The following is a 21,786-nucleotide window of genomic DNA, read 5'->3' on the forward strand; positions in this document are numbered from 1 at the left end:
GCTCGGCGGGCGCTCGGGGCGCCCGGCGCTGATCAGCCATCGCCGGGTTCCGGCGGCGCCGCGACGACGACGTCGGTCGAGGCCGTGGCAGCTCCTGGGCCTTCCGCGCTCAGCGCGCGGACCTCGACACGGACCGTCCCGGGGGGGATGGCGACGAGCGTCACCGGGCTGGCCGTGGGGACGCCCGTCCAGCCGCCCGGGACCGTCAGCGGACGCACGACGCGGTACTCGTACCCCGTGACGGGCGACCCGTTCTCGGGGGCCGGCGTCCAGCTGAACTGGATGGTGCCGGGGCCGGGGGTCGACAGCGTGACGGACCCCGGGGCGTCCGGCTCGCGGATGCGCTGGGCTGTCCCGGTGGCGCTCGCGACCGTGCTCGTGCCGGCCGCGTTCGTCGCTCGCACGAAGACCGTGACGTCCTGCGAGTCGCCCCAGCCGCCGAAGTCGACGGCGTGGGCGAATCCCGACGGCGGGACGGGCGTCCATACCGACGGCGTACCGACGGCGTACTCGACGCTCGTGATCGGGGACCCCCCGGTACCAGCCGTGGACCACGTGACCGTGACCTGGCCGTACCCGCCGGCGACGTTCACGGTCGGCTGCTCCGGGACGGTGACGGGGGTCGCGCTGCCGATCGATGCCCAGTCGCCGCAGGCACCGCGGGTGTTGCACGCCCGGACGCGGTACGCCGGGGTCGGAGTCCCGCCCCCGAGGCCACCGATCGCGTAGCTCGTCACCGCGCCGACGTTGCCGATCCCCTCGACCTCGTAGGAGCTGATGCCGACGCCTACGCCGCCGGTGGACGTCGGCGCACCCCAGGCGAGGACGACCCGGCCGTCGCCGAACCCGCGACCGGTGGCCGTCGCGCTGATGCTCGGCGAGGTCGGGGCGCCGGGCGTCGAGAACGTCGACGTCGTCGTGGACCCCGCCGGGCCCGTGCCCGCCTTGTTGCGCGCGGTGACGGCGAACGTGTACTCGACACCGTTCACCGCGTTCGTGAACGCCCAGCTCGTGCTCGTGCCGCGGCTGACGACCTGGGTGGCCTGCCCCGCGCCGCTCACGGTCACCACGTACTCGTCGATGGGCGCGCCGTTGGAGGCTGGCGCGTCCCACCCGACGTCGATCTGGCCCCCGAGCGCCGTCTCCACCCGGCTGGCGCGAACCGTCGGAGCACCGGGCACCCCCGCGGGGATCGCCGACGACGACCACGGGCTCCACGAGCCGCCCTCGGGCGGGGTCGCCCCGTTGTGCGCGCGGACCCGGACCTGGTACTGGGTGCCGTTGGTGAGGCCGGTGAAGGTCACGGACGTCGAGGACGTCGTGCGGCTCCCACCACCCGACGTCGGCAGGGGCGAGATCTCGACCGTGTACTGGGTGATCGGGGTGCCGGTGTTGCTCGGCGCGCTCCAGCTCGCGGTGAGCTGCTTGTCGCCCTCGGCGAGGGTCGGCGCGGCAGGGACGTCGGGGACGGCGTCGGGTGTGGCGGACGCGCTCGCCGGCGACTCCGGCGACCACCCGATGGCGTTCTGTGCGGCGACCGTGAACGTGTACGCCGTGCCGTTGGTGAGGCCGGTGACCGTGCAGGTCGTCGACGCGCAGCTCGTCGTCTGACCGCCCGGTGAGCGGGTGAGGCGGTACGCGGTGATCGGTGAGCCGTTGTTCGCGGGAGCCTCCCAGGACAGCACGACGGACTGGCTCGTGACGCCGCCCGCTCTCGGAGCCACCGGGGCGTCGGGCCGGTCACGGACGTTCACGGAGATCCGCCCCTCGACCTCGCGCAGGCTGTCGCCCGTCGCGTCACGGACGCGGTACCGCACGACCATGGACCCGACGAAGCCCTCGTCCGGCCGCACGACCACGGTGGACCCTGACACGGACGCGGTGCCCGACCCCGGGGTCTCGACGGTCGCACCCAGCACGGTCACCGCCTGGTCGGGGAACGGGTTGAACACGACGGGGACGGTGACACGCGTGTCGACCCCGGCCGCGCCGTCGACGCTCACGTCGGGCGTGACCTTGACGAGCGCGCGGGTGCTCGCCACCACCCGGAACTGCACCTCGACCGTGAGGCTGCCCGAGCGGCCGTACCCGAGGGTCAGCTGCGTGGAGCCCGTCGTGCCACGAGCCACGTCCGGAGAAGCGACGACCTGGAGGGTCGTGCCGGTGAGCGTCGCGCTGAACCCCGCGGTCGGGGTCCCGGCGAGGCGGAAGGTGTACGGCTGCGCCCCGTCGGCACCCTCCGGGCCCTCGGCGAACCCGAGCAGGTCGACCGCTGCGGCGGCGTCACCCTGCGGGATCTCGATGACGCTCGGCGTGAACGTCGGCGGGTAGTCCTCCTCCGCGTACACGGTGATGGGGAGCGTCAACGTGGCCCTACGTCCGCTCGCGTCGTCGCGGCTGGCACCGTCGGTGACCTGGAACGTGATGGAGGCGGGGCCGGCGTAGCCGACCTGCGAGGCGTACCGCAGCGTCGTCTCGTCGACGACGAGCTCGGAGCCGTCGGAGCGTGTCGCGCTCACGAGCGTCGTGTCGCCGATGCGTGCCGTCTTGCCGGTCCCCACCTGGACGAACTCCGCGATGGGGATGGCGAGCTCCGCGCCGGACGCCACCCGCAGCTCCCGCGCCTTGGGGCGCAGGACGGGCGGGAAGTCGCCGAGCGCCGGGACGGTGATGAAGGCGTAGGCGTGCACGCCGTCGGCGTCGGGGTGCGTGTTCGTCAGGAGGTACGGGACCGTCTGCGCCTCGTCGGTCAGCGTCACGAGGACCCTGTCGTCGGCGGTCACGGACGCGACACCCGAGTGCGACGACGGGACGGACACCTCGAGGTCGCTCAACGGGCCCGAGGGGTTCTCCGCCACCTCGAACACGTCGACCTCGACGCTCGTCTTGCCGACGACGTCGATGGGCGCGACGGTGACGTCGCCCGCGACCGGCGGGGCGATGACGGCGTCGGCCACGACGTAGACGGTGAGGACGGCGGTCGCCCGGCCGCCCCGGTCGTTCGTCACGGTGTAGGCGATCGAGATCGGCGGTCCGGGTTCGGCGGGTGCCTCGACGACGATGCGGCGTCCCTCGGTGCGCGCGACGACACCCGGCGGGACCTCGATGTCCGGGGAGAGCGTGAGGTCGCCCCCGGAGGGGTTGACGTCGTTGCGCAGCACCCGCACCTCGACCCGCTGGCCGGGCTGCACCGTCACCTCGTCGTCCTGGGCGACGATGGGCAGCGCCTCCGCGGGCCTGCGGGCGATCCCGACCCGGACGGTCGCGACGGCGCGCTGGCCCACCCAGTCCTCGACCGCGTACGTGAAGGTGTCCGTGCCGGTCTCGCCGGGGAACGCCTCGTACTCGATCCAGTCGGCGCCGACCGCCGAGATGCGCCCCTTCTTCGGGGCGGTGTCCCCCTGGCCGAGGAGGACGACGCCGTCGCCGTCGGGGTCGATGCCGGTGAGCGGGACCATGACGCGGACCACCTCGCCCTCGAAGGTCCGGGCGGTGAGGTCCTTGGGCCGTGGCGGGGACTTCGTCGTGGCGGACGACTCGTGGACCGTCACCGTGAGCCGGCCCGCGCCCACGTTGCCGGCGGAGTCACGGACGCTGAAGACGGCGCGGGCCGTCGTCGGCGCCGACGGCGCCTGGTAGCGCAGCTGGTCGCCGGAGACGAACAGCAGGCCCTGCCCGTCGGCGAGCGGCTCCGCGAGCTCGGGGACGAGCTCCATGTCGTCGCCGTCCGCGTCGTACGCGTAGTCCAGGGCCGGGATGGTCACGACGCCTCCGGTCCGCACGGAGACCTCGACGTCGCGGACGACGGGCGCGTGCTGGTCGGCGGACGGGGGCACGGGCTGCACGAGGATCTCTCCGCGTGCCTCACTCACTCCGTTGGAGATGACATAGGTGACCGTCTCGGGTGCCTCGAGGGCCCGCAAGGACGTGATCCGCACGAGGCGGTGGTCGATCACCGCGACGCGCAGCGCCGAGTCGGGCACGGCGGTCGCCGACGTGAGGACGAGCACCCCGCCGTTGGGGTCGACGTCGTTCGCCATCGGGTCCACGGTCACCTCGCCCCCGAGGGGGAGCAGCGCCAGGTCCCGCACGGCGACGGGCGGCAGCGGCGCGCCGGGCCACTCGCGGATGTCGACCCGCGCGAGGCCCGTGGCCTGCTGCGGGGACGCGACGACCGTGAAGCCGACGTAGTACGTCCCGGGGTTGGGCGCTGTGAACGTGAACGTGCCGTCCTCGAGCTTCGGCAGGATCGTCGTGCCGGCGACCTCCTCGACGGACGCCAGACGCACCGGCTCCCGGGAGGCGCTGCGCACCGACGCGAGGATGTCGACGTCGACGGGCTGCCCCACGTAGGTCACGGCGTGCACCGGGTCGATGACGGGCGGCAGGGACCCGGTCGGGCGGACGTCGACGACCATCTCTCCGACGACCGTCGCCCTGCCGTCGGTCACGGTGAGCTGCACCGTCTGCCGTCCGAGCGCCTCGCCCTCGGCGACGAACGTGACGATGCCGTCCTGGCGGGCACGCACGGACCCGCTCCCGTCGGTCACGGCCGAGCTGAGCAGGAGGTCGTCGCCGTCCGGGTCGGTGAAGTTCGCGAGCGCGTCGTACTCGATGGTCGCGCCCTGCTCGACCTCCACGGCGCCGGTGCGGACCTGCACGGGGTCGGCGTTCTGGCTCGCGTCCTGGGCCGTGAGGGTGACGGTCGCCGTCGACGGGGGGTTCTGGCCGCGGCCGTCGGTGATCGTGTACGTGAACGTGACGCTGCCCTGGGCGTCCGGGAAGATGACGGCCTGCAGCGCGCGTCCGCCGTACACGGGCTCGAGCGTCCCGAACGTGTCGGGGATCGCGTCGAAGGCGCTGATCGCGATGATCCCGCACTCACCCGCCGTGTCGTTGTCGAGCACCTGGAGGATGGTCGTGCGCCCGGGGCGCACCCCGAGCGAGTCGTCCATGGCACCCGGCGTCGCGGACTGGTCCGTGCACTGGCTGAGGAGCTGCTGGGCAGTCTGGACGTCGTCGGACGTGTCCTCCTGGTCGTCCGGCTCCTCCTCCTGCTCGATGTCCTGCCAGTTGGGCTCCTGGACCTTCGGCAGGTCCTCCGGCAGCCACATCCGACCCTGGGCGGTGTCGTTGAGGACGACGACGGACCGGTTGACCCGGAAGACGAGGACGTCGGACGTCGTCATCCCGTCGAGGTCGACGATCTCGGGGTCACCGTCCTCGCACTGCGACACGTAGCTCCCGGAGCCCGACGCCCACGCCGAGTGCGTGCAGTCCCCGACGCGCACCGGGCGGGCGGGCACTCCTGCGCCACCGGTCGGCAGCGCGTCGACGCTCCCGTCCTCGAGGTCGACGCGCACCGCCGCCGTGGTCGTCGACGCGAGCACGACGTCGGACGCTGCCGAGGGTTGCTGCAGCACCGCACCCGTGCCGTGCTCCTCAAGGTTCACCGACCAGCCCTCGCCGTAGAGCGTGCTCCCGCCACGCACGACGAGCTCGTCGCCGACCGCGGTGATCTCGTCGGGTTCGACGCCGGCCGCGTCCGTGAGCGTGACCACCTGCTCCTGCTCAAGACCCTCCGGCGTGACCGCGACGCGGTGCACCCCACCGTCCGACGGGTCGAACGCGAGCACGTCGCCGTCGACGGTCACTGTCGCGAGGGCACCGTCGGCGAGCTTGAGGTCACCGGGCGTCGCAGCATCGATCGTCGCGAGCGTCGCCGTGGTCCGGACCCAGACGTTCCCGTCGGCGCCGGTGATCGCCACGACCCCCGCGGACATCGACACCTGGGTGTCCGCCGGGATCTCCGCCTGGGTGGCGAGCGTGACCGACGCCGTGTCGACGACGGACACCTTCCCCGGTTCGGTGAGCAGCACGTCCTGGGCGTCCTGGAGGACGTCGAACGCAGGATCGGTCGCGACGAGCCCGCCGTTGAGCTCCTTGACGGTCGCGTTGTAGCGGCCGAGCTTGAGCCCCTGGGCGTTGGTCACCCACACGGCGCCGTCGTTGAGGTCGATCTCCGCGATCTTCACACCGGGGTTGATGATCGCGAGGGCGGCAAGCACCGCAGGAACGGTGATGGCGGCGACGACGGAACGCGCGGTGGAGGTCCGGGAGGACGTGCTCCCGCTGCGGGACCGACGGAGCCTCATGCGCTGCACCCCTGCGCCGGCGTCGCCGTCGCGCGGCCGTCGGCACGCACGATCGACACCTCGATGCAGACGGTCGCCGAGCCCTCGGGCACCGGGACCGACACGGACGGCCGGGTGACCCGCTCTGCCGGCGCCGTCGACCCGACGGCGACGACGCGCCACAGGTATGCGTCGCCCTCCAGCTCGTCGGGGTTGCTCCACCGGAAGGTCGCGGTGCCGTCCGGGTTCGTCCGCCCCTCGAGGCCCTCGGGTGCCGGGACCGTCGCCCCACCGATGAGCGTCGGGGACGGCGTCGCGCTCGCGGACTCCTGGGGGTTGCCCTGCGGCCCGAGGCCGAGGGTCTGGCTGGCGACGAACGCGAGGAGCGCGACGACGACGACGCTGCTGGCGCCGACGAGGAGCCGTCGTCCGGTGGACGTGCGCCCGGCGTGCTGCTCGTCCTCGGCACGGTGCTCGGTCCGGTAGTGGCGTGTGCGGAGCTCGCTCGCGCTCACCTCGAACTGCGCCGGGCGGGGCGCCGGCCCGCCGGTCGACGGTGGGACGGCCACCGAGGCCGCCCGGGGCGCCGGAGCTGCACCCGCACCGTAGATCCCCGCCGGAGGAGTCGTTCCGCGAGCCCCGGCACCGTAGGGGATCGAGTCGTGGGACGTCGGCGGGTGCGGCGCCTGCGGGTGAGACGTCTGCGTGTGCGCCGTTGGCGTGCGGATCGCCGCGTCGTGCGTCACCGGGCCGGGGCCCGTCGTCGACGGCGACGGGGCGGCGCTCGTCCCGGGGCGCGTCCGGCCGCCCTCCGCACCGGCGGGGTCCGGCACCTCCGACGCGCTGGTCGGCCCCGGAGCCGGGGCCCCTGGTCCTGGGAGGCCGGCCGGGTCCGCCGCGCCCGGGTACGGGCCGTGCCCCGTCGTCGACGGGGCGACCACCGGTCCGTGCGGGGAGATGCTCGTGACGGCGCGCATCCGCGTCGCCTGGTCGTCGAGCTCCGCGACGTCGTCCGCCGACCGTGCGCTCACGGCGGCCGACGGTGTCCCTCCCGGCGCCCGGGCTGCGTGGCGCGGCGCAGGGGCGGGCGCTCCCTGCGGGTCGATGCTCGTGATGGGCCGCAGGCGCGTCGCCTCGTCGGAGTCCGGCTCGCGAGCGGAGCCCGGCGCAGCGGGAGCCTCGAACGGGCTCCGACCCTGGTGGGGGTCTGTGACGGTGTCCGCCGGCGGCTGGAACTCCTCGGACAGGTCGATGCTCGTCACCGGCAGCTGCATCGACCGCTCGACCTGCTGGAGGGCGTGCGCGAGGGCGAGGGCGCTGACGAAGCGGCGCTCCGGGTTCTTCGCCATGGACCGCGCCAGCACTGCGGTGAGGCCCGGTGGGACGTCCTGCCGGTCGATCGGCGTCAGAGGGCTTCGCTCGATGCGCGAGAGGAGGTCCGCTGGGGTGTTGTTGCGTCCCGGCACCTCGAAGGGCGAGCGACCGGCGAGGAGCGTGTAGAGCGTGGCGCCGAGGGAGTACACGTCCCCACGTGCGTCCCCGGTCGGGTGCTCGGCGAGGAGCTCGGGTGCGGACCACGGGATCGACATCCCCGTGGCCGCCGCCGACGAGCCGAGCGTCGCGGCGATGCCGAAGTCGGTGAGGGCGGGCCACCCGAAGTCGGTGGCGAGGATGTTCGCAGGCTTGATGTCCCGGTGCAGGATCCCGAGGCGGTGCGCCGCCTCGACGGCCGACGCGACACGGATCCCGGTCCGCAGCACCTCGGCGACGGTGAAGCGCTCGGTGCGGTACCGGGCGCCGAGGCTGGGCCGCGAGCAGTACTCCATGACGAGGAACGGGCGACCGTCCGCGGCGATGTCCGCGTGGTAGATCGTCACGATCGACGGGTGGTGGGACAGCTGCGCCATGACGTTGGCCTCGGCGAAGAACGCCTCGCGGGCGTCCTGGTCGAGGGACCCGCCGAGGAGGACCTTCACGGCGACCGAGCGTCGCGGGAGCTCCTGCCGGTACTCGAAGACGTCGGCGAACCCACCCATGCCCAGGAGCCGGACGTACTCGTACCCCGGGATCCGTGGCGCGATCGAGGGTTGGCGGCGGGAGCTCACTCGTCCCGCTCCAGCTCGAAGGTCACGCCGTCGCCGAGGTCGACGACGGCGCCGGGCACGACGACGGTCGCCTCGCCCGGGCGCAGCCGACGGGCGGGCTGTCCCGGCTCGACGAGGAGCATGCCGTTGGTCGAGTTGAGGTCGGTGACGAGCACGTCCTCGCCCTCGGCCCGCACCTGGGCGTGCGTCCGGGATATGTCCTGGTTGGGACTCGTCACCGTGACGAGGCGCGGGAGGTCCCGTGCCGAGACGCGGGACACGACGGGCGCCCGGCCGATGAGGACCGCCCTGTCGAGCGGGACGACGAGTCCGGACGCCATCCGGATCCGATGGACGCGGACGGGCACGCCGGGCACCGAGAAGGGACCGGGGACGAAGTCCTGCTGCCAGTCGGGCATCTGCCGGCGCAGCTCGACGAGGCTGGAGCTGAGCACGGTGCTGCCGTGCACGTCGTCCTCCTCGTCCACAGCGCCGGCTGCCGCCCGCGGGAGGGCCGTCACGGACGAGGCGGGCACCGTCTCGAGCGCGTGCACGGGCACCGCAGCGAGCTCGCCCGTCGGCGCAGCACCCGGACCGCTGCGCGGAGCGACGGACGACCCCGCCTGCCCGGCGTCCGCGGGGCTGGGGGCCGGCGGGTCCTCGAGGGGCGGCGCGACCGTCATCTCCGACGCGGGCGGCACCTCGAACGGCTCGAGGGCGCGGCGCGGCGCGGGCCCTGCCGGGAGCTCGTCGAACGAGGCGCGCGCCGGTGCGGCGTGCGCGCGGCCCGAGGACACCACGCTGTGCGAGGTGAGGGCGCTGTGCGAGCTGAGGGCACTGTGCGAGCTGAGGGTGCTGTGCGAGCTGAGGGCGCTGCGCGAGGCGAGGGCGGGGACGGCGCTCGCGCCGACGCGCAGCACGACCTCCACGGCCGACGCCTGGACCACGGCGGCGAGGGCGGGCATCCGCGCCGCCCGACCACGCGGGGCCTCGTCCTCCGGCACGGCGACCGTCAGTGCGTGCGCGTCGGTCACGTTGATCTCCGCCCACGTCGCGACGTGGGTCGCGGTGTGCTCCGCCAGACCGCTGGCGGTGGTGACGAGCAGGCGGACGTCACCCCGGAGGAACCCGCGGACGTGGCCGTCCACGACGGTCACGAGGGCGAACGGCGGCAGTCCCACGAGGCCCCCGCGGGCAAGCACGGCGAGCCCGTGCGTGAGATCGGGGCTCTCCCGGAGCGCATCCCACACCTCCGCGACCTTGGCGTGGTCGACCGACGGCGGCAGCAGGGCCACCGCACCGTCGGTGACCACCGCGAACCAGTCTCCGGGGGCGTACCGGGGGACGATCACGACGTCACCGTCCGTGGTCGCGGCACGGTGATGCCGTGCATCTGCTCGTCCCACTCGGGAGGAGGCTCTGCGACCGGGTCCGGGCGGCCGTCCTGGTTGTGGGTCTCGTCAGCGCTCGTCAGTCCGTGCCAGATCGTCGCGACGTCGACGACCACCGCGGTGATGTTGTCCCGGCCACCTGCCTCCACGGCGGCGTGCACGAGCGACTCAGCGGCCTCCTGGGCATCGCTGATCAACGTGAGCCCCACGCGGATCTTGTCATCGTCCAACTCATCGGTCAGTCCGTCGGAACAGATGAGCAATCTGTCCTGGGCACCTGCCGGGATCATCCAGTAGTCCGGCTCGGGGGCGGACGCGGTCTCGAGCGCACGCGTGACGACGTGCCGCTCCGCGTGCACCGACGCCTCCTCCTCGCTCAGGCGGCCTGCCTCGACGAGCTCCTGGACGACCGAGTGGTCGACGCTCACCTGCTCGAGGTCCCCGTCCGCGAGGCGGTACACGCGCGAGTCGCCGATGTTGAACACGAGCCAGTACGCGGCGTCGTCGTGCATGGCGATCGCCGCACCGGCGACCGTCGCTCCCCCGGTACGCCCGACGAGCATCTCGCGGAGGCGGTCCGCCGCCCGGCTGAAGCACTCGTGGACGTCCTCGATCGTCACGAAGCGGCGCCCGACGAGGAGCGAGAACTCCTCGACGACGACGCGGCTGGCGACGTCGCCCGCCTCGTGGCCGCCCATGCCGTCGGCGACGAGGAAGACGGGCGGGTACGCGAGGAGCGCGTCCTCGTTGAGCGTGCGGACACGTCCGGTGTCGGTCGCCGAGCCCCAGGTCGTGTGCATGGGCCTCACCCCTGCCCCCGGACGTCGGGCCGGAGGCTGAAGTCGCCGAAGGTCACGACCGACCCGGGCGCCATGCGGATCGTCTGGCCCGGAGCGCAGAGGATCTGCTGCCCGTCCGGGAGGGTCACGAGCGTGCCGTTCGTCGAGTGCCGGTCGGTGACGAACGGCCCGCGGGCGTCCATCCCGACGAGGAGGTGCGTCTTGGAGACCGACCGGCGCGGGTCGCTGAGGGTCACGAGGTCCGTGATGATCTCGTCGGGTGCGGGCTGCGGGTGACGGCCGACGAGGGTCATGCCGCGCAGCGGGAGGACCTGTCCGTCGGAGAAGCGCAGCACGACGTCCGGCCCGGCCGCGGACGACGCGGGCGGCCGGAGCTGGCCACGTTGCTCAGCCACTGCGGGACCCCTTTGGACACGGACGACGATCGGAGCCCGGCGACCGCCGAGCACAGACCCTGGGTAGGTTACCCCGTCGCGCCGGAGACAGGCCGCGCGATCCACCCATCACGGACGGCCTGCGGCGCCGCTCGTACCCGGCAACCGCCGGGCCCGGTCCCGTGGCACCGGGCATGTCTGTGCTGGGTACGAGGTCCCACAGGACGCCCCGAGCCGGTACATACGGTGGGAGCCAGACATCGAGGAGGCCCCCGTGGGAACCCAGCACACACCGCAGAGCGGCTCGGAGCGGGGCGCCCAGAGCCCTGACCCGAGGCGCATCGTCGTCGTCGGCGCAGGCATGGTGGCCCACCGGTTCGCCGAGAGCCTCGCCGCACGCGACCCCGAGGGACGCTGGGAGCTGACGATGCTCGGCGACGAGGGCCGGTTGCCCTACGACCGGGTGGCCCTCACGAGCTTCTTCGGCGGGGCGAGCCCTGAGGACCTCACTCTCGGCGGCGCCGACGGCGGCACCATCCTCGCTGCCGACCCGCGCGTCACCGTCCTGCCCGGCTCCCCGGTCGCCGCCGTGCGACCCGAGGACCGTGTCGTCCTCACGGAGGACGGCGTGCACAGCTACGACACCCTCGTCCTCGCGACGGGGTCCCGTGCAGCCGTCCCGCCGATCCCGGGAGCCGACCTGGCCGGTGTGTTCGTCTACCGCACGCTCGACGACGTCGCGGCGCTGCGGAGCTGGATGGCCCAGCGCACCCGCGCCCTGCGCGCCCGCGGTGACGACCGCCCCCTGCGGGGCGCCGTCGTCGGCGGCGGTCTGCTCGGTCTCGAGGCAGCGGGCGCTCTCCAGGCGCTCGGTGCGCGGAGCACCGTCGTGGAGTTCACCGACCGCCTCATGGCGCTGCAGGTCGACGCGGGAGGCGGCGAGGCCCTCCGCCGACTCATCGAGGGGCTCGGCATCGCGGTGCGCACCGCGACCGCAACGAGCGCGCTCCTCCCGGCGCCCGAGGACCTCCTCGACGTGCCGGGCGCGGACGAGGCCCGCACCGAGGGTGCGACGGCGTCCGAGCCGCCGGCCGTCGCGACGATGGTCTTCGCCGACGGCTCGGACATCCCCGTGGACGTCGTCGTCCTCGCCACCGGCATCCGACCCCGCGACGAGCTCGCCCGGGCCGCCGGCCTCGAGATCGGCCCGCGCGGCGGGGTCGTCGTCGACGCCGCGTGCCGCACGAGCGCCCCCGACATCTGGGCGGTCGGCGAGGTCGCCTCGATCGACGGTGGGTGCGTGGGCCTCGTCGCCCCCGGCAACACGATGGCGGACACCGTCGTCGACAACCTCCTCGGTGGCGACGCCCGCTACCCGGGGACGGACCTCTCGACGAAGCTCAAGCTGCTCGGGGTCGACGTCGCGAGCTTCGGGGACGCCTTCGCGGCCACGCCCGGCGCGCTCGAGGTCGTCTACGCCGACCCGATCGGTGGCACGTACAAGAAGCTCGTCATGTCCGACGACGCGAAGGTGCTGCTCGGCGGCATCCTCGTCGGCGACGCCTCCGCCTACGCGTCCCTGCGCCCCATGGTCGGGCGCTCCCTCGGTGCGGACCCTGCCGCCTACCTCGTCCCCGAGGGCGCGGGCGCTGCAGCACCGAGCGCGGACCTGCCCGACGACGTCGTGGTGTGCTCGTGCAACAACGTCACGGCCGGCACGGTGCGCCAGGCGGTGGCTGACGGCCACACGAGCGTCGCGGCCGTGAAGACCTGCACCAAGGCGGGCGCCACCTGCGGGTCGTGCGTGCCCCTCGTGTCGAAGATCGTCGACGTCGAGCTGCGCCGCTCCGGCCAGACCGTCTCCAGGGCGATGTGCGAGCACTTCGCCATGAGCCGCTCGCAGCTGTTCGACGCCGTCCGGGTCACCGGGCTGCGGACGTTCACCGAGATCGTCGCCCGGCACGGCGTCACGGTCCCCCTCGCCGGGGCTGACACGCCGCGCGGGTGCATCATCTGCAAGCCCGTCGTCGCGTCGATCCTCTCCTCGCTCGACGTCGGGCACGTGCTCGACGCCGAGCAGGCACCGCTGCAGGACACGAACGACCACCTCATGGCGAACATGCAGAAGGACGGTTCCTACTCGGTCATCCCCCGGGTGCCCGGGGGCGAGATCACTCCCGAGAAGCTCCTCGTCATCGCTGAGGTCGCCCGCGACTACGGGCTGTACACGCGGATCACCGGCGGGCAGCGGATCGCGATGTTCGGTGCCCGCATCGAGCAGCTGCCGCCCATCTGGCGGCGCCTCGTCGACGCAGGGTTCGAGTCCGGCCAGGCGTACGGCAAGTCCCTGCGCACCGTGAAGTCGTGCGTCGGGTCCACGTGGTGCCGGTTCGGTGTCCAGGACTCCGCCGGTCTCGCCGTGAAGCTCGAGATGCGGTACCGCGGGCTGCGCTCCCCGCACAAGATCAAGTTCGGCGTCTCCGGGTGCGCCCGCGAGTGCGCGGAGGCCCGTGGCAAGGACATCGGCGTCATCGCGACCCTCAAGGGGTGGAACCTCTACGTCGCCGGCAACGGCGGGTTCGCCCCTCGGCACGCGGACGTCATCGCCGAGGACCTCACGGAGGAGGAGCTGTTCCGGGCGATCGACCGCTTCCTCATGTACTACGTCCGCACGGCCGACCGCCTGCAGCGCACCGCGGCCTGGGTGCAGGAGGTCGACGGCGGCCTCGACGGTGTCAAGCAGGTGATCTTCGAGGACTCGCTCGGTATCGCAGCCGACCTCGACGCGGCCATGGCCACCCACGTGGAGCGGTACGAGGACGAGTGGCGCGCGACCCTCGACGACCCCGAGAAGCTGCGGAGGTTCGTGTCGTTCGTCAACGCACCCGAGCAGGCGGACGGCGACCTCGCGTACATCCCCGTCCGCGGCCAGGTGCGGCCCGCCGCCCCGGAGGAGCGGGCACCGGACCTCCCGCACACCCCGCTCGCCGCCCGGCCCTGACCCGCCCGACCCGCCTGACCAGCTCGCCCCGAGCCACGACCGTGAAAGGCACGACGATGACCTGCCCGACCACCTGGACCGACGTCTGCACGCTGTCCGACCTCCCGCTCGAGCGGGGCGTGCCCGCTCTCGTCGGGGGCGAGCAGGTCGCGCTGTACAAGCTCTCGCGGCACGAGGTCGTCGCGGTGCAGCACCGCGACCCGTACTCCGGGGCCAACGTCCTCGCCCGCGGCATCATCGGCTCCCGGGACATCGGGATCATGGGCCCGATGGTCACCCTCACGTCTCCCCTGCACAAGCAGATGTGGGACATCCGCACGGGCGAGTGCCTCGACGCCGGCGGCAAGGACCCGGTGGCGCTGCGCACGTGGACCGTCCGGATCGACGAGGGACGGGTGCTCGTCCGGACGACGACGGCGACCCCCGGCATGTCGCCGGAGGTCGCCGCCTAGGAGCACCTGGGGTGCGTGCCGGTCGTCAGCCGGCGACCACGACGTGCTCGTTGGGCACGCAGTGGGTCATGACGAGGCCCGTGACGTCGCGCGGGCCGTTCTTGCCGAGGTTCGCCGCACGCGTGAGCTCGTCCTCGGTGAGGGTCTGGCTCTGCAGGGGCGGCAGGCCACGGACGTCGTCGGCGGAGATGCCGATGCCGTCACCGACGCGCTGACCGAGCTCGTCGTCGCACATGTAGAAGTGCCAGACCATGCGCTCCTGGATCTCACGGCGGCACTGCGAGAGCGCACCGACGAGGTTGGTGACGAGGTCGTCCTTCTCCCACTGCTCGGAGAGCTGGTACCGCTCGCCGGCCTGCACGTAGTCGTTCGTGCGGGGGATGCGCGCACGGGTGAGGCGCCCGGTGATCTCGGGACCCTGCACGTCGTGCGTCGGGTACTGGGCCTCGCGCAGGCCGCCCGTGATGGACGGCTCGTAGTTGACGTGCGGGTTGGACCCGTTGGCGTCGACCGTGTACTGCATCTGCCCACCCTGCTGGTTGGTGGCGACCCGGGCGTTCTTCGCCTGGTTCACCGGCAGCTGCAGGTAGTTGGGGCCGACGCGGTAGCGCTGGGTGTCGGAGTAGGAGAAGGTGCGTCCGACGAGCATCTTGTCGTCCGAGAAGTCGAGACCGTCGACGAGCACGCCGGTGCCGAAGGAGATCTGCTCGTTCTCCGCGAAGAAGTTCTCCGGCATGCGGTTGAGGGTCATCTCCCCGACCTTGCGGAGCGGGAAGTCGTTCTCGGGCCACACCTTGGTGTCGTCGAGCGGGTCGAAGTCGAGCTCGGGGTGCTCGTGGTCGTCCATGAGCTGGACGTGCAGCTCCCAGGAGGGGTACTCGCCGGCCTCGATGGAGTCGTAGAGGTCCTTCGTGTGCGCGCCGAGGGTCTTGGCCTGCACCGCGGAACCGTCAGCGGCCGTGTAGGACGCGACGCCCTGCTTCGGCAGCCAGTGGTACTTGACGAGCTGCGTGTCGCCGGCCTCGTTGACCCACTTGTACGTGTTGACGCCGAAGCCCTGCATGGTGCGCAGGCTCGCCGGCAGACCGCGGGGGCTGAAGACGAGGGAGACCATGTGCATGGACTCGGGGGTCTGGCTGAAGAAGTCGAAGGCACGCTCGGGGACGTTCGCCTCGAAGGTGACGGGGTCCGGCTTCTGCGAGTGGATGAAGTCGGGGAACTTCACGGCGTCGCGGATGAAGAAGACGCCGAGGTTGTTGCCGACGAGGTCCCAGTTGCCGTCCTCGGTGTAGAACTTCACCGCGAAGCCGCGGGGGTCGCGGGCCATCTCGGAGGAGTCCCGGCCACCGGCGACGGTGGAGAAGCGCACGGCGACGTCGGTCTTCTTGCCCGGCTCCTGGAAGAGCTTGGCGCGGGTGTACTTCGAGATGGGCTCGTCGCCCACGGTGCCGTCGGCGGTGAACGTGCCGTACGCGAGCACGCCACGGGCGTGCACGACGCGCTCGGGGATGCGCTCGCGGTCGAAGTGGCTGATCTTCTCGAGGAAGTGGTAGTTCTCCAGCGTGGCGGGGCCGCGGGCCCCGACGGTGCGCTGGTTCTGGTTGTCGTAGACGGGGTGGCCCTGGCGCGTGGTGAGCACCGGGCGGTCGTCTCCGGGTGCGGGCGGCTGCGACGCGACGTCGGTCATGACAGTCCTCTCGTTGGCTGTGGATCTTGTGACGCAAGTCCTCGGGAGCTGGCGCACTCGGCGCACCACCCCCAGAAGGTGATCTCGGCCTCGTCGATGACGAAGCCGGGCGGTGTGGTCGTGGGTGCACCGTCCGCGCTCGCGCGGACGTGCGGGACGAGGCAGGGCGCGGCACCCTCGACGCAGTCGACGTCGGTGGTGGCGCCGCAGCCCCGGCAGACGAGGTGGTGGTGGTTGTCCCCCACGCGTGCCTCGTAGAGCGCCGCCATCCCGGCGGGCTCGATCCGGCGGGCGAGCCCGGACCTGACGAGTGCGTCGAGGCAGTCGTAGACGGCCTGCGTGGACAGCGTGCCGAGGCGGGCGCGGGCACGCTCGGCGACCGCGGCTGCGGTGAGGTGGTGCTCGCGGTCGGCTCGCGCCTCGTCGAGCACCTCGTAGACGGCGACGCGGGGGCTGGTGATGCGCAGGCCCACGGCGCGGAGTCGTTCGACGGTTGCTGTCACGCCCTCATCGTCCCACGATTCCGGAACGATGCCAAGAAAGGATCGGCTACATCTTTTGTGACGAACGTCAGAGTGCCACCGGCGGGAAGCTCGTCTGGGGCACCGGAGCCATCGGATCGATCAACCATGCCGCCCGCAGGTCCTCCCACAGCTCGACCGGCACGTGCGCCCGCGAGCGCCGCAGCGTCGTGCGGACCTCGTCCTCACCCAGCGCCCCCACCGCCGTGGCGACGACGGCGGGGTGCGCACGAACGAACGCGAGCGCGGCCTCGGGGAGCGTCACCCCGTGCCGCTCGCACAGGGCGGCGATGCGCTGCGCCCGGTCGAGCACGGCCTGCGGGACCTGTGCGTAGTCGTAGTGCGCGTCAGCGCCAGGTCGCGGCGTCGCGAGCAGACCCGAGTTGAACGGACCCGCGACGACCACGCCCACCTCACGCTCGAGCGCCGCCGGGAGCAGGTCGGCGAGCGCGCCCTGCTCGAGGAGCGTGTACCGCCCCGCGCACATGACGACATCGACGTCGGTCTCGCGGACGAACCGGGTGAGCATCGCCGACTGGTTCATCCCGACGCCGACCGCCCGGACGACGCCCTGGTCGCGGAGCTCGACGAGCGCCGGCACGGCCTCGCGCGACGCCTGCTCCCAGTGCTCGTCGGGGTCGTGGACGTACACGACGTCGACGCGGTCGAGGCCGAGCCGCCCGAGGCTGTCCTCGAGGGAGCGCAGCACGCCGTCGCGCGAGAAGTCCCACTCGCGGCGGACGTCGGCCGGGACGAGGAAGTCGCTGTCCTGCTGGCCCGCGAGCTCGGGCGCGGGAACGAGGAGGCGGCCCACCTTCGTGGAGAGCACGTACTCGTCCCGGGGGCGCTGCGCGAGCGCCGCGCCGAGACGCCGCTCAGCGAGACCGATGCCGTAGTGGGGCGCGGTGTCGAACGACCGCACACCCTCGTCCCAGGCGGCGTCCACCGTGCCGCGCGCCTCGTCCTCGTCCACCGCCCGGTACATGTTGCCCAGCGGGCCGGTCCCCAGCACGAAGGGCCCCAGACGCCCCACGACGCCCTGTCTGATGGTGCTCGCGTCGACGCTCATCCGCTTACCTTCTCAGGCCTCGGCGCGGGGCGCCCACCAGGACTCGCACCACGGACATCGCCTGTTGCGAGCGTCACAGCGCCGCGGCGCGCGACGTGAGCGGTTTCGCCCCGACCTGTGGAGGTTTAGGCTCTGCCCCCCCGGGGAACAGCAGGTGCATGACCGGTTCTGGACGGCCCGTCGCGGCCCACGCCTCCCCGGTCCCGCCGCGTGCCGTCCTGTTCGACCGCGACGGGACACTCGTCGTCGACGTGCCGTACAACGGCGACCCCGCGCTCGTCGAGCCCATGCCCACGGCCGTCGCGGCGGTCCGCCTGCTCCGTGACGCCGGGATACCGGTGGGGGTCGTGACCAACCAGTCCGGGATCGCCCGCGGCCTCATCACCCGCGCGGACGCGGACGCCGTCCACGCCCGCGTCGACGAGATCTTCGGGACGTTCGCCACCTGGTGCGTGTGCCCGCACGCGCCCGAGGACGGGTGCGCGTGCCGCAAGCCCCGGCCCGGCCTCGTCCTGCAGGGCGCCCGGGACCTCGGCGTGGCACCCCACGAGGTCGCCGTCGTCGGAGACATCGGCGCGGACTACCTCGCGGCAGCGGCAGCCGGCGCGCGCGCCGTGCTCGTCCCCACCCCCGCGACCCTCGAGCACGAGGTCCGCCAGGCGCCGGCGGTCGCGCCGGACCTCCTGGGCGCCGTCGGCTCGCTGTTCCCCGCGCTCCTGCGCACGCACCACCCGACGGCCCACCCGGACCGCGAGGGAGCCCGCGCCCCGACCGCTGCTGCCGCCGAGAGGAGCGTCCGGTGAGGATCTCGATGGTCTCCGAGCACGCCAGCCCGCTCGCGGCCCTCGGCGGCGTGGACGCGGGTGGCCAGAACGTGCACGTCGCCGCCCTGTCCTGCGCGCTGGCCCGGCAGGGCCACCAGGTGACGGTCTACACCCGCCGGGACGACCCCGACCTGCCCGAGCGTGTGCCGGCGGCCCCGGGCGTCGAGGTGGTGCACATCACCGCCGGCCCCACCGGGCACGTGCCCAAGGACGAGCTCATGCCCTACATCCAGACCCTCGGCGAGGGCATCGCTGCGGACTGGGCGGACGACCGGCCCGACGTCGTGCACGGGCACTTCTGGATGTCCGGCATCGCGGCGCTCGAGGCGGTGCGGCTCGCCGGTGCGACGGGAGACATCCCCGTCCTGCAGACCTTCCACGCCCTCGGCACGGTCAAGCGCCGCCACCAGGGCGACGCGGACACGAGCCCGGAGGAGCGCGCGCTGCTCGAGCCCTGGGTGGGCACCACGGCCGACGGTGTCGTCGCGACGTGCTCCGACGAGGTGTTCGAGCTCCGGTCGATGGGCATCCCCGCCCGGGCGATCTCGGTCGTGCCGTGCGGCGTCGACACGGAGCACTTCCGACCTGACGGGGAGGTCGCCGACCGCCCCGACGGGCGGGTCCGCGTCGTGTCGATCGGCCGTCTCGTGCAGCGCAAGGGGGTCGGCAACGTCATCTCGGCGCTGGCCCTCCTGCGGGCGCGAGGCCGCACCGACATCGAGCTCGTCGTCGTCGGGGGCTCCGCGGACACCGCGAGCACGACGGACCCGGAGCTCGAGCGCCTCCGCCAGCTCGCCGACGCCCTCGGGGTGCTCGACCTCGTCGACTTCCGGGGGCAGGTGGACCGTGCCGGGCTGCCGGCGATCCTGCGGTCTGCCGACGCGGTCGTCTGCGCGCCCTGGTACGAACCGTTCGGGATCGTCCCGCTCGAGGCCATGGCGTGCGGGGTGCCCGTCGTGGCGGCGAGCGTGGGAGGCCTCATCGACACCGTCGTGCACGGTGTCACCGGCCTCCACGTGCCCCCGCGCGACCCGGGCGCGATCGCGGACGCCGTCGAGAGCCTCGCCGACGACCCGGAGCGGCGCGCCGCCCTCGGTCGGGCTGGTCGCGCCCGGGTGTGCTCCCGCTACTCCTGGGACCGCATCGCGACGATGACGGCGAAGATCTACCAGGGCGCCCTCGCCGCCACGACCACCCGCAGCGCGGCCGTCCGGATCCCCCGCAGCGAGGCCGCGACGGGCACCGGGAGCCGCGCGACGTCAGGGCGCAGCGGGCACCCGGCCCGCTCCGGGGCAGGGACGCGCGGCACGGCGCTGCGCCAGGCCGAGGGGACGGCACGATGACCGCCCACAGCATGCTCGTCGCGGTCCCGGACGAGGCGTCCTCGGTCGAGTCCGGCATCTGCGCGCGGACCGTCGCCGCGCACCTCGGCGCGCTCGAGGGCGTCCTGGCGCACCTGCGCGTGGAGTCCGGGCACCTCACCGCCTGGGGCTGCGAGCTGGCACGTCGGCTCATCGACGGGCAGCGGCTCCTCGCGGCCGGCAACGGGGGGTCGGCCGCCGAGGCGCAGCACCTCACGGCAGAGTTCGTCGGGCGGTTCGACGGCGACCGACGCCCCTTCTCCGCGATCGCCCTCCACGCGGACACCTCCGCGATCACCGCGATCGGCAACGACTACGGGTACGACGAGGTCTTCGCGCGGCAGGTCCACGCCCACGGGCGACCGGGCGACGTCCTCGTCCTCATCTCCACGAGCGGGCGCAGCCCCAACCTGCTGCGCGCGGCGGCCGCGGCCCGGGAGGTCGGGGTGACGACCTGGGCGCTCACCGGGCCCGGCCCCAACCCGCTGTCGGAGGCCACGGACGACTGCGTCGCCCTGAGCGGGCCGTCCGCGAACGTGCAGGAGGCCCAGCTCGTCGCGGTGCACCTGCTGTGCCGGGCCTTCGACACCTACGTGCGGCACACCGAGGAGGGGCACGGATGAGGGTCGTCGTCGTCGGGGACGTCCTGCTGGACGTCGACCTCCTCGGACGGTCGGACCGGCTGAGCCCGGACGCCCCGGTCCCCGTCGTCGACGTCGAGGGGACCGTGCTGCGCGCGGGCGGTGCCGGGCTCGTGGCGCGGATGCTCGCGGCGGACGGCCACGACGTCCGGCTCGTGACCGTCCTGTCGGACGACGCCCGTGCGGCGGACCTGCGAGATGCCCTCCGGGGGGTGCGGGTGGTCGCCGGTGCGTCGAACGGGCCGACGCCCGTCAAGACACGGGTCCGTGCCGCGGGCCAGGCCGTCGTGCGTGTCGACGAGGGGTGCGCCACCCCCGCCGAGCCGACCGTGAGCGACGCGATGGTCGCCGCGATCGCCTCGGCGGACGTCGTGCTCGTCGCCGACTACGGGCGCGGGGTCGCCGCGCACCCCCGGGTCCGGGCGGCGGTCGCGGCGCGCGCGGCCGACGTCCCCGTCGTCTGGGACCCCCATCCGCGCGGGGCGGACCCCGTGCCGGGGACGACCGTCGTCACGCCCAACCTCGCCGAGGCCACGAGGTTCGCGCAGGTGCGCGGCTCGGGCATCGCAGCGGCGCACGACGCCGCAGCGCTGCTCCGGGCGCGGTGGGGCGCGGACGCCGTCGTCGTCACCCTGGGCGACCGTGGTGCGCTGCTCGTGGCGGACCCCGCGGGCCGGCACGGCGCCACACCGGGGCCCGTGGTCGTCCCGGCCCCGGGGGTCGAGGCGTCGGACCCGTGCGGGGCGGGCGACCGCTTCGCCGCGACGCTCGCGGTCGCGCTGCTCGACGGCACGCGCCTGCCGGACGCCGTCGACCGTGCCGTGCGGGCGGCCTCGACGTTCCTCGCTGCCGGCGGCGTCGCCGGGCTCGTCCCCGTCAGCGCACCCGACGACCGGCCCGTCGTCCCGCCGGTACCCATCGGCGGGACCGCCGAGGCGCTCGACGTCGCCCGCCGCACGCACGCGGCCGGAGGCACGGTCGTGGCCACGGGCGGCTGCTTCGACCTCCTGCATGCCGGGCACGCCCGCACCCTGGCCGCGGCCCGCACGCTCGGCGACTGCCTCGTCGTGTGCCTGAACTCGGACGCGTCGGTCCGCCGCCTCAAGGGCAGCGAGCGGCCGATCATCGGGCAGGAGGACCGGGTCGCCCTGCTCCTGGCGCTCGAGTGCGTCGACGCTGTCCTCGTGTTCGAGGAGGACAGCCCCGAGGACGCGCTCGCCCGACTCCGACCCGACGTGTGGGTCAAGGGCGGTGACTACCGGGTGGACGAGCTGCCCGAGGCCGCGCTGCTGCGGACCTGGGGTGCGGTGACCGTCACCGTCCCCTTCCACGCGGCACGGTCCACGTCGTTGCTCGCCAGCGCCCTCGCGCGGGTGAGCTGATGCCCACCCGTCCCGTCCCCCGACCGGCCCACGTGCCGACGACGGACATCCACCCGACCACCCGC

14 protein-coding genes are annotated in these 21,786 nt (G+C 73.6%); 6 read left to right on the forward strand and 8 right to left on the reverse strand.

Going from position 1 to position 21,786, the window contains the following annotated elements; all coding sequences use genetic code 11:
- Positions 1 to 32 precede the first annotated feature (32 nt).
- Genes AC54T1_RS11270 through AC54T1_RS11290 form a run of 5 tightly spaced genes read right to left on the reverse strand, consistent with a single transcriptional unit; the run spans position 33 to position 10,804 of the window.
- Entirely contained in the window at positions 33 to 6,155 is a 6,123-nt protein-coding gene (locus AC54T1_RS11270; RefSeq protein ID WP_496911980.1) for a fibronectin type III domain-containing protein, read from the reverse strand.
- Positions 6,152 to 8,239, reverse strand: a complete 2,088-nt coding sequence (locus tag AC54T1_RS11275; RefSeq protein ID WP_496911981.1) for a serine/threonine-protein kinase — start codon at positions 8,237 to 8,239, stop codon at positions 6,152 to 6,154. Before AC54T1_RS11275 ends, AC54T1_RS11270 begins: the two co-directional genes overlap by 4 nt.
- Positions 8,236 to 9,570, reverse strand: coding sequence for an FHA domain-containing protein (locus AC54T1_RS11280; RefSeq protein ID WP_496911982.1), 1,335 nt, complete (start codon positions 9,568 to 9,570; stop codon positions 8,236 to 8,238). Before AC54T1_RS11280 ends, AC54T1_RS11275 begins: the two co-directional genes overlap by 4 nt.
- Positions 9,567 to 10,409, reverse strand: coding sequence for a PP2C family protein-serine/threonine phosphatase (locus AC54T1_RS11285; RefSeq protein WP_484345527.1), 843 nt, complete (start codon positions 10,407 to 10,409; stop codon positions 9,567 to 9,569). Before AC54T1_RS11285 ends, AC54T1_RS11280 begins: the two co-directional genes overlap by 4 nt.
- Positions 10,410 to 10,414: 5 nt before the next feature.
- A complete protein-coding gene (locus AC54T1_RS11290) occupies positions 10,415 to 10,804 on the reverse strand; it encodes an FHA domain-containing protein (RefSeq protein ID WP_484345526.1) in 390 nt (129 codons plus the stop codon).
- A gap of 340 nt (positions 10,805 to 11,144) precedes the next feature.
- On the opposite strand from AC54T1_RS11290, the gene nirB reads away from it, so the two are divergent.
- Both nirB and nirD read left to right on the forward strand, forming a co-directional pair.
- Complete coding sequence (gene nirB, locus AC54T1_RS11295) at positions 11,145 to 13,784, forward strand: nitrite reductase large subunit NirB (RefSeq protein WP_496912074.1); 2,640 nt, start codon at positions 11,145 to 11,147, stop codon at positions 13,782 to 13,784.
- A 56-nt stretch (positions 13,785 to 13,840) separates the two neighbouring features.
- Entirely contained in the window at positions 13,841 to 14,236 is a 396-nt protein-coding gene (gene nirD, locus AC54T1_RS11300; protein ID WP_484345525.1) for a nitrite reductase small subunit NirD, read from the forward strand.
- A 25-nt stretch (positions 14,237 to 14,261) separates the two neighbouring features.
- Here nirD and AC54T1_RS11305 read toward each other — a convergent pair whose 3' ends face one another.
- The 3 genes from AC54T1_RS11305 to AC54T1_RS11315 all read right to left on the reverse strand — a co-directional run bounded on the left by AC54T1_RS11305 (position 14,262) and on the right by AC54T1_RS11315 (position 17,513).
- Positions 14,262 to 15,923: a catalase gene (locus AC54T1_RS11305; RefSeq protein ID WP_496911983.1), complete on the reverse strand. Its 1,662-nt coding sequence runs from the start codon at positions 15,921 to 15,923 to the stop codon at positions 14,262 to 14,264.
- Positions 15,920 to 16,426: a Fur family transcriptional regulator gene (locus tag AC54T1_RS11310; RefSeq protein ID WP_496911984.1), complete on the reverse strand. Its 507-nt coding sequence runs from the start codon at positions 16,424 to 16,426 to the stop codon at positions 15,920 to 15,922. Before AC54T1_RS11310 ends, AC54T1_RS11305 begins: the two co-directional genes overlap by 4 nt.
- Before the next feature lie 67 nt (positions 16,427 to 16,493).
- Positions 16,494 to 17,513, reverse strand: a complete 1,020-nt coding sequence (locus tag AC54T1_RS11315; RefSeq protein ID WP_484345522.1) for an aldo/keto reductase — start codon at positions 17,511 to 17,513, stop codon at positions 16,494 to 16,496.
- A 158-nt stretch (positions 17,514 to 17,671) separates the two neighbouring features.
- Here AC54T1_RS11315 and AC54T1_RS11320 point away from each other — a divergent pair, with 158 nt between their 5' ends.
- From AC54T1_RS11320 to AC54T1_RS11335, 4 genes are read left to right on the forward strand one after another with little or no spacing between them, the layout of a single operon-like run.
- A complete protein-coding gene (locus AC54T1_RS11320) occupies positions 17,672 to 18,316 on the forward strand; it encodes a D-glycero-alpha-D-manno-heptose-1,7-bisphosphate 7-phosphatase (RefSeq protein WP_496911985.1) in 645 nt (214 codons plus the stop codon).
- The gene (locus AC54T1_RS11325; protein ID WP_496911986.1) at positions 18,313 to 19,680 is read left to right on the forward strand and encodes a glycosyltransferase; all 1,368 of its coding nucleotides are present in this window, start codon (positions 18,313 to 18,315) and stop codon (positions 19,678 to 19,680) included. Before AC54T1_RS11320 ends, AC54T1_RS11325 begins: the two co-directional genes overlap by 4 nt.
- Positions 19,677 to 20,321, forward strand: coding sequence for a D-sedoheptulose-7-phosphate isomerase (locus AC54T1_RS11330; protein ID WP_484345519.1), 645 nt, complete (start codon positions 19,677 to 19,679; stop codon positions 20,319 to 20,321). The genes AC54T1_RS11325 and AC54T1_RS11330 overlap by 4 nt, the downstream gene beginning before the upstream one ends.
- Complete coding sequence (locus AC54T1_RS11335) at positions 20,318 to 21,721, forward strand: PfkB family carbohydrate kinase (protein ID WP_496911987.1); 1,404 nt, start codon at positions 20,318 to 20,320, stop codon at positions 21,719 to 21,721. Before AC54T1_RS11330 ends, AC54T1_RS11335 begins: the two co-directional genes overlap by 4 nt.
- Positions 21,722 to 21,786: the final 65 nt, after the last annotated feature.

Source organism: Sanguibacter sp. Z41_6 (assembly GCF_059621145.1).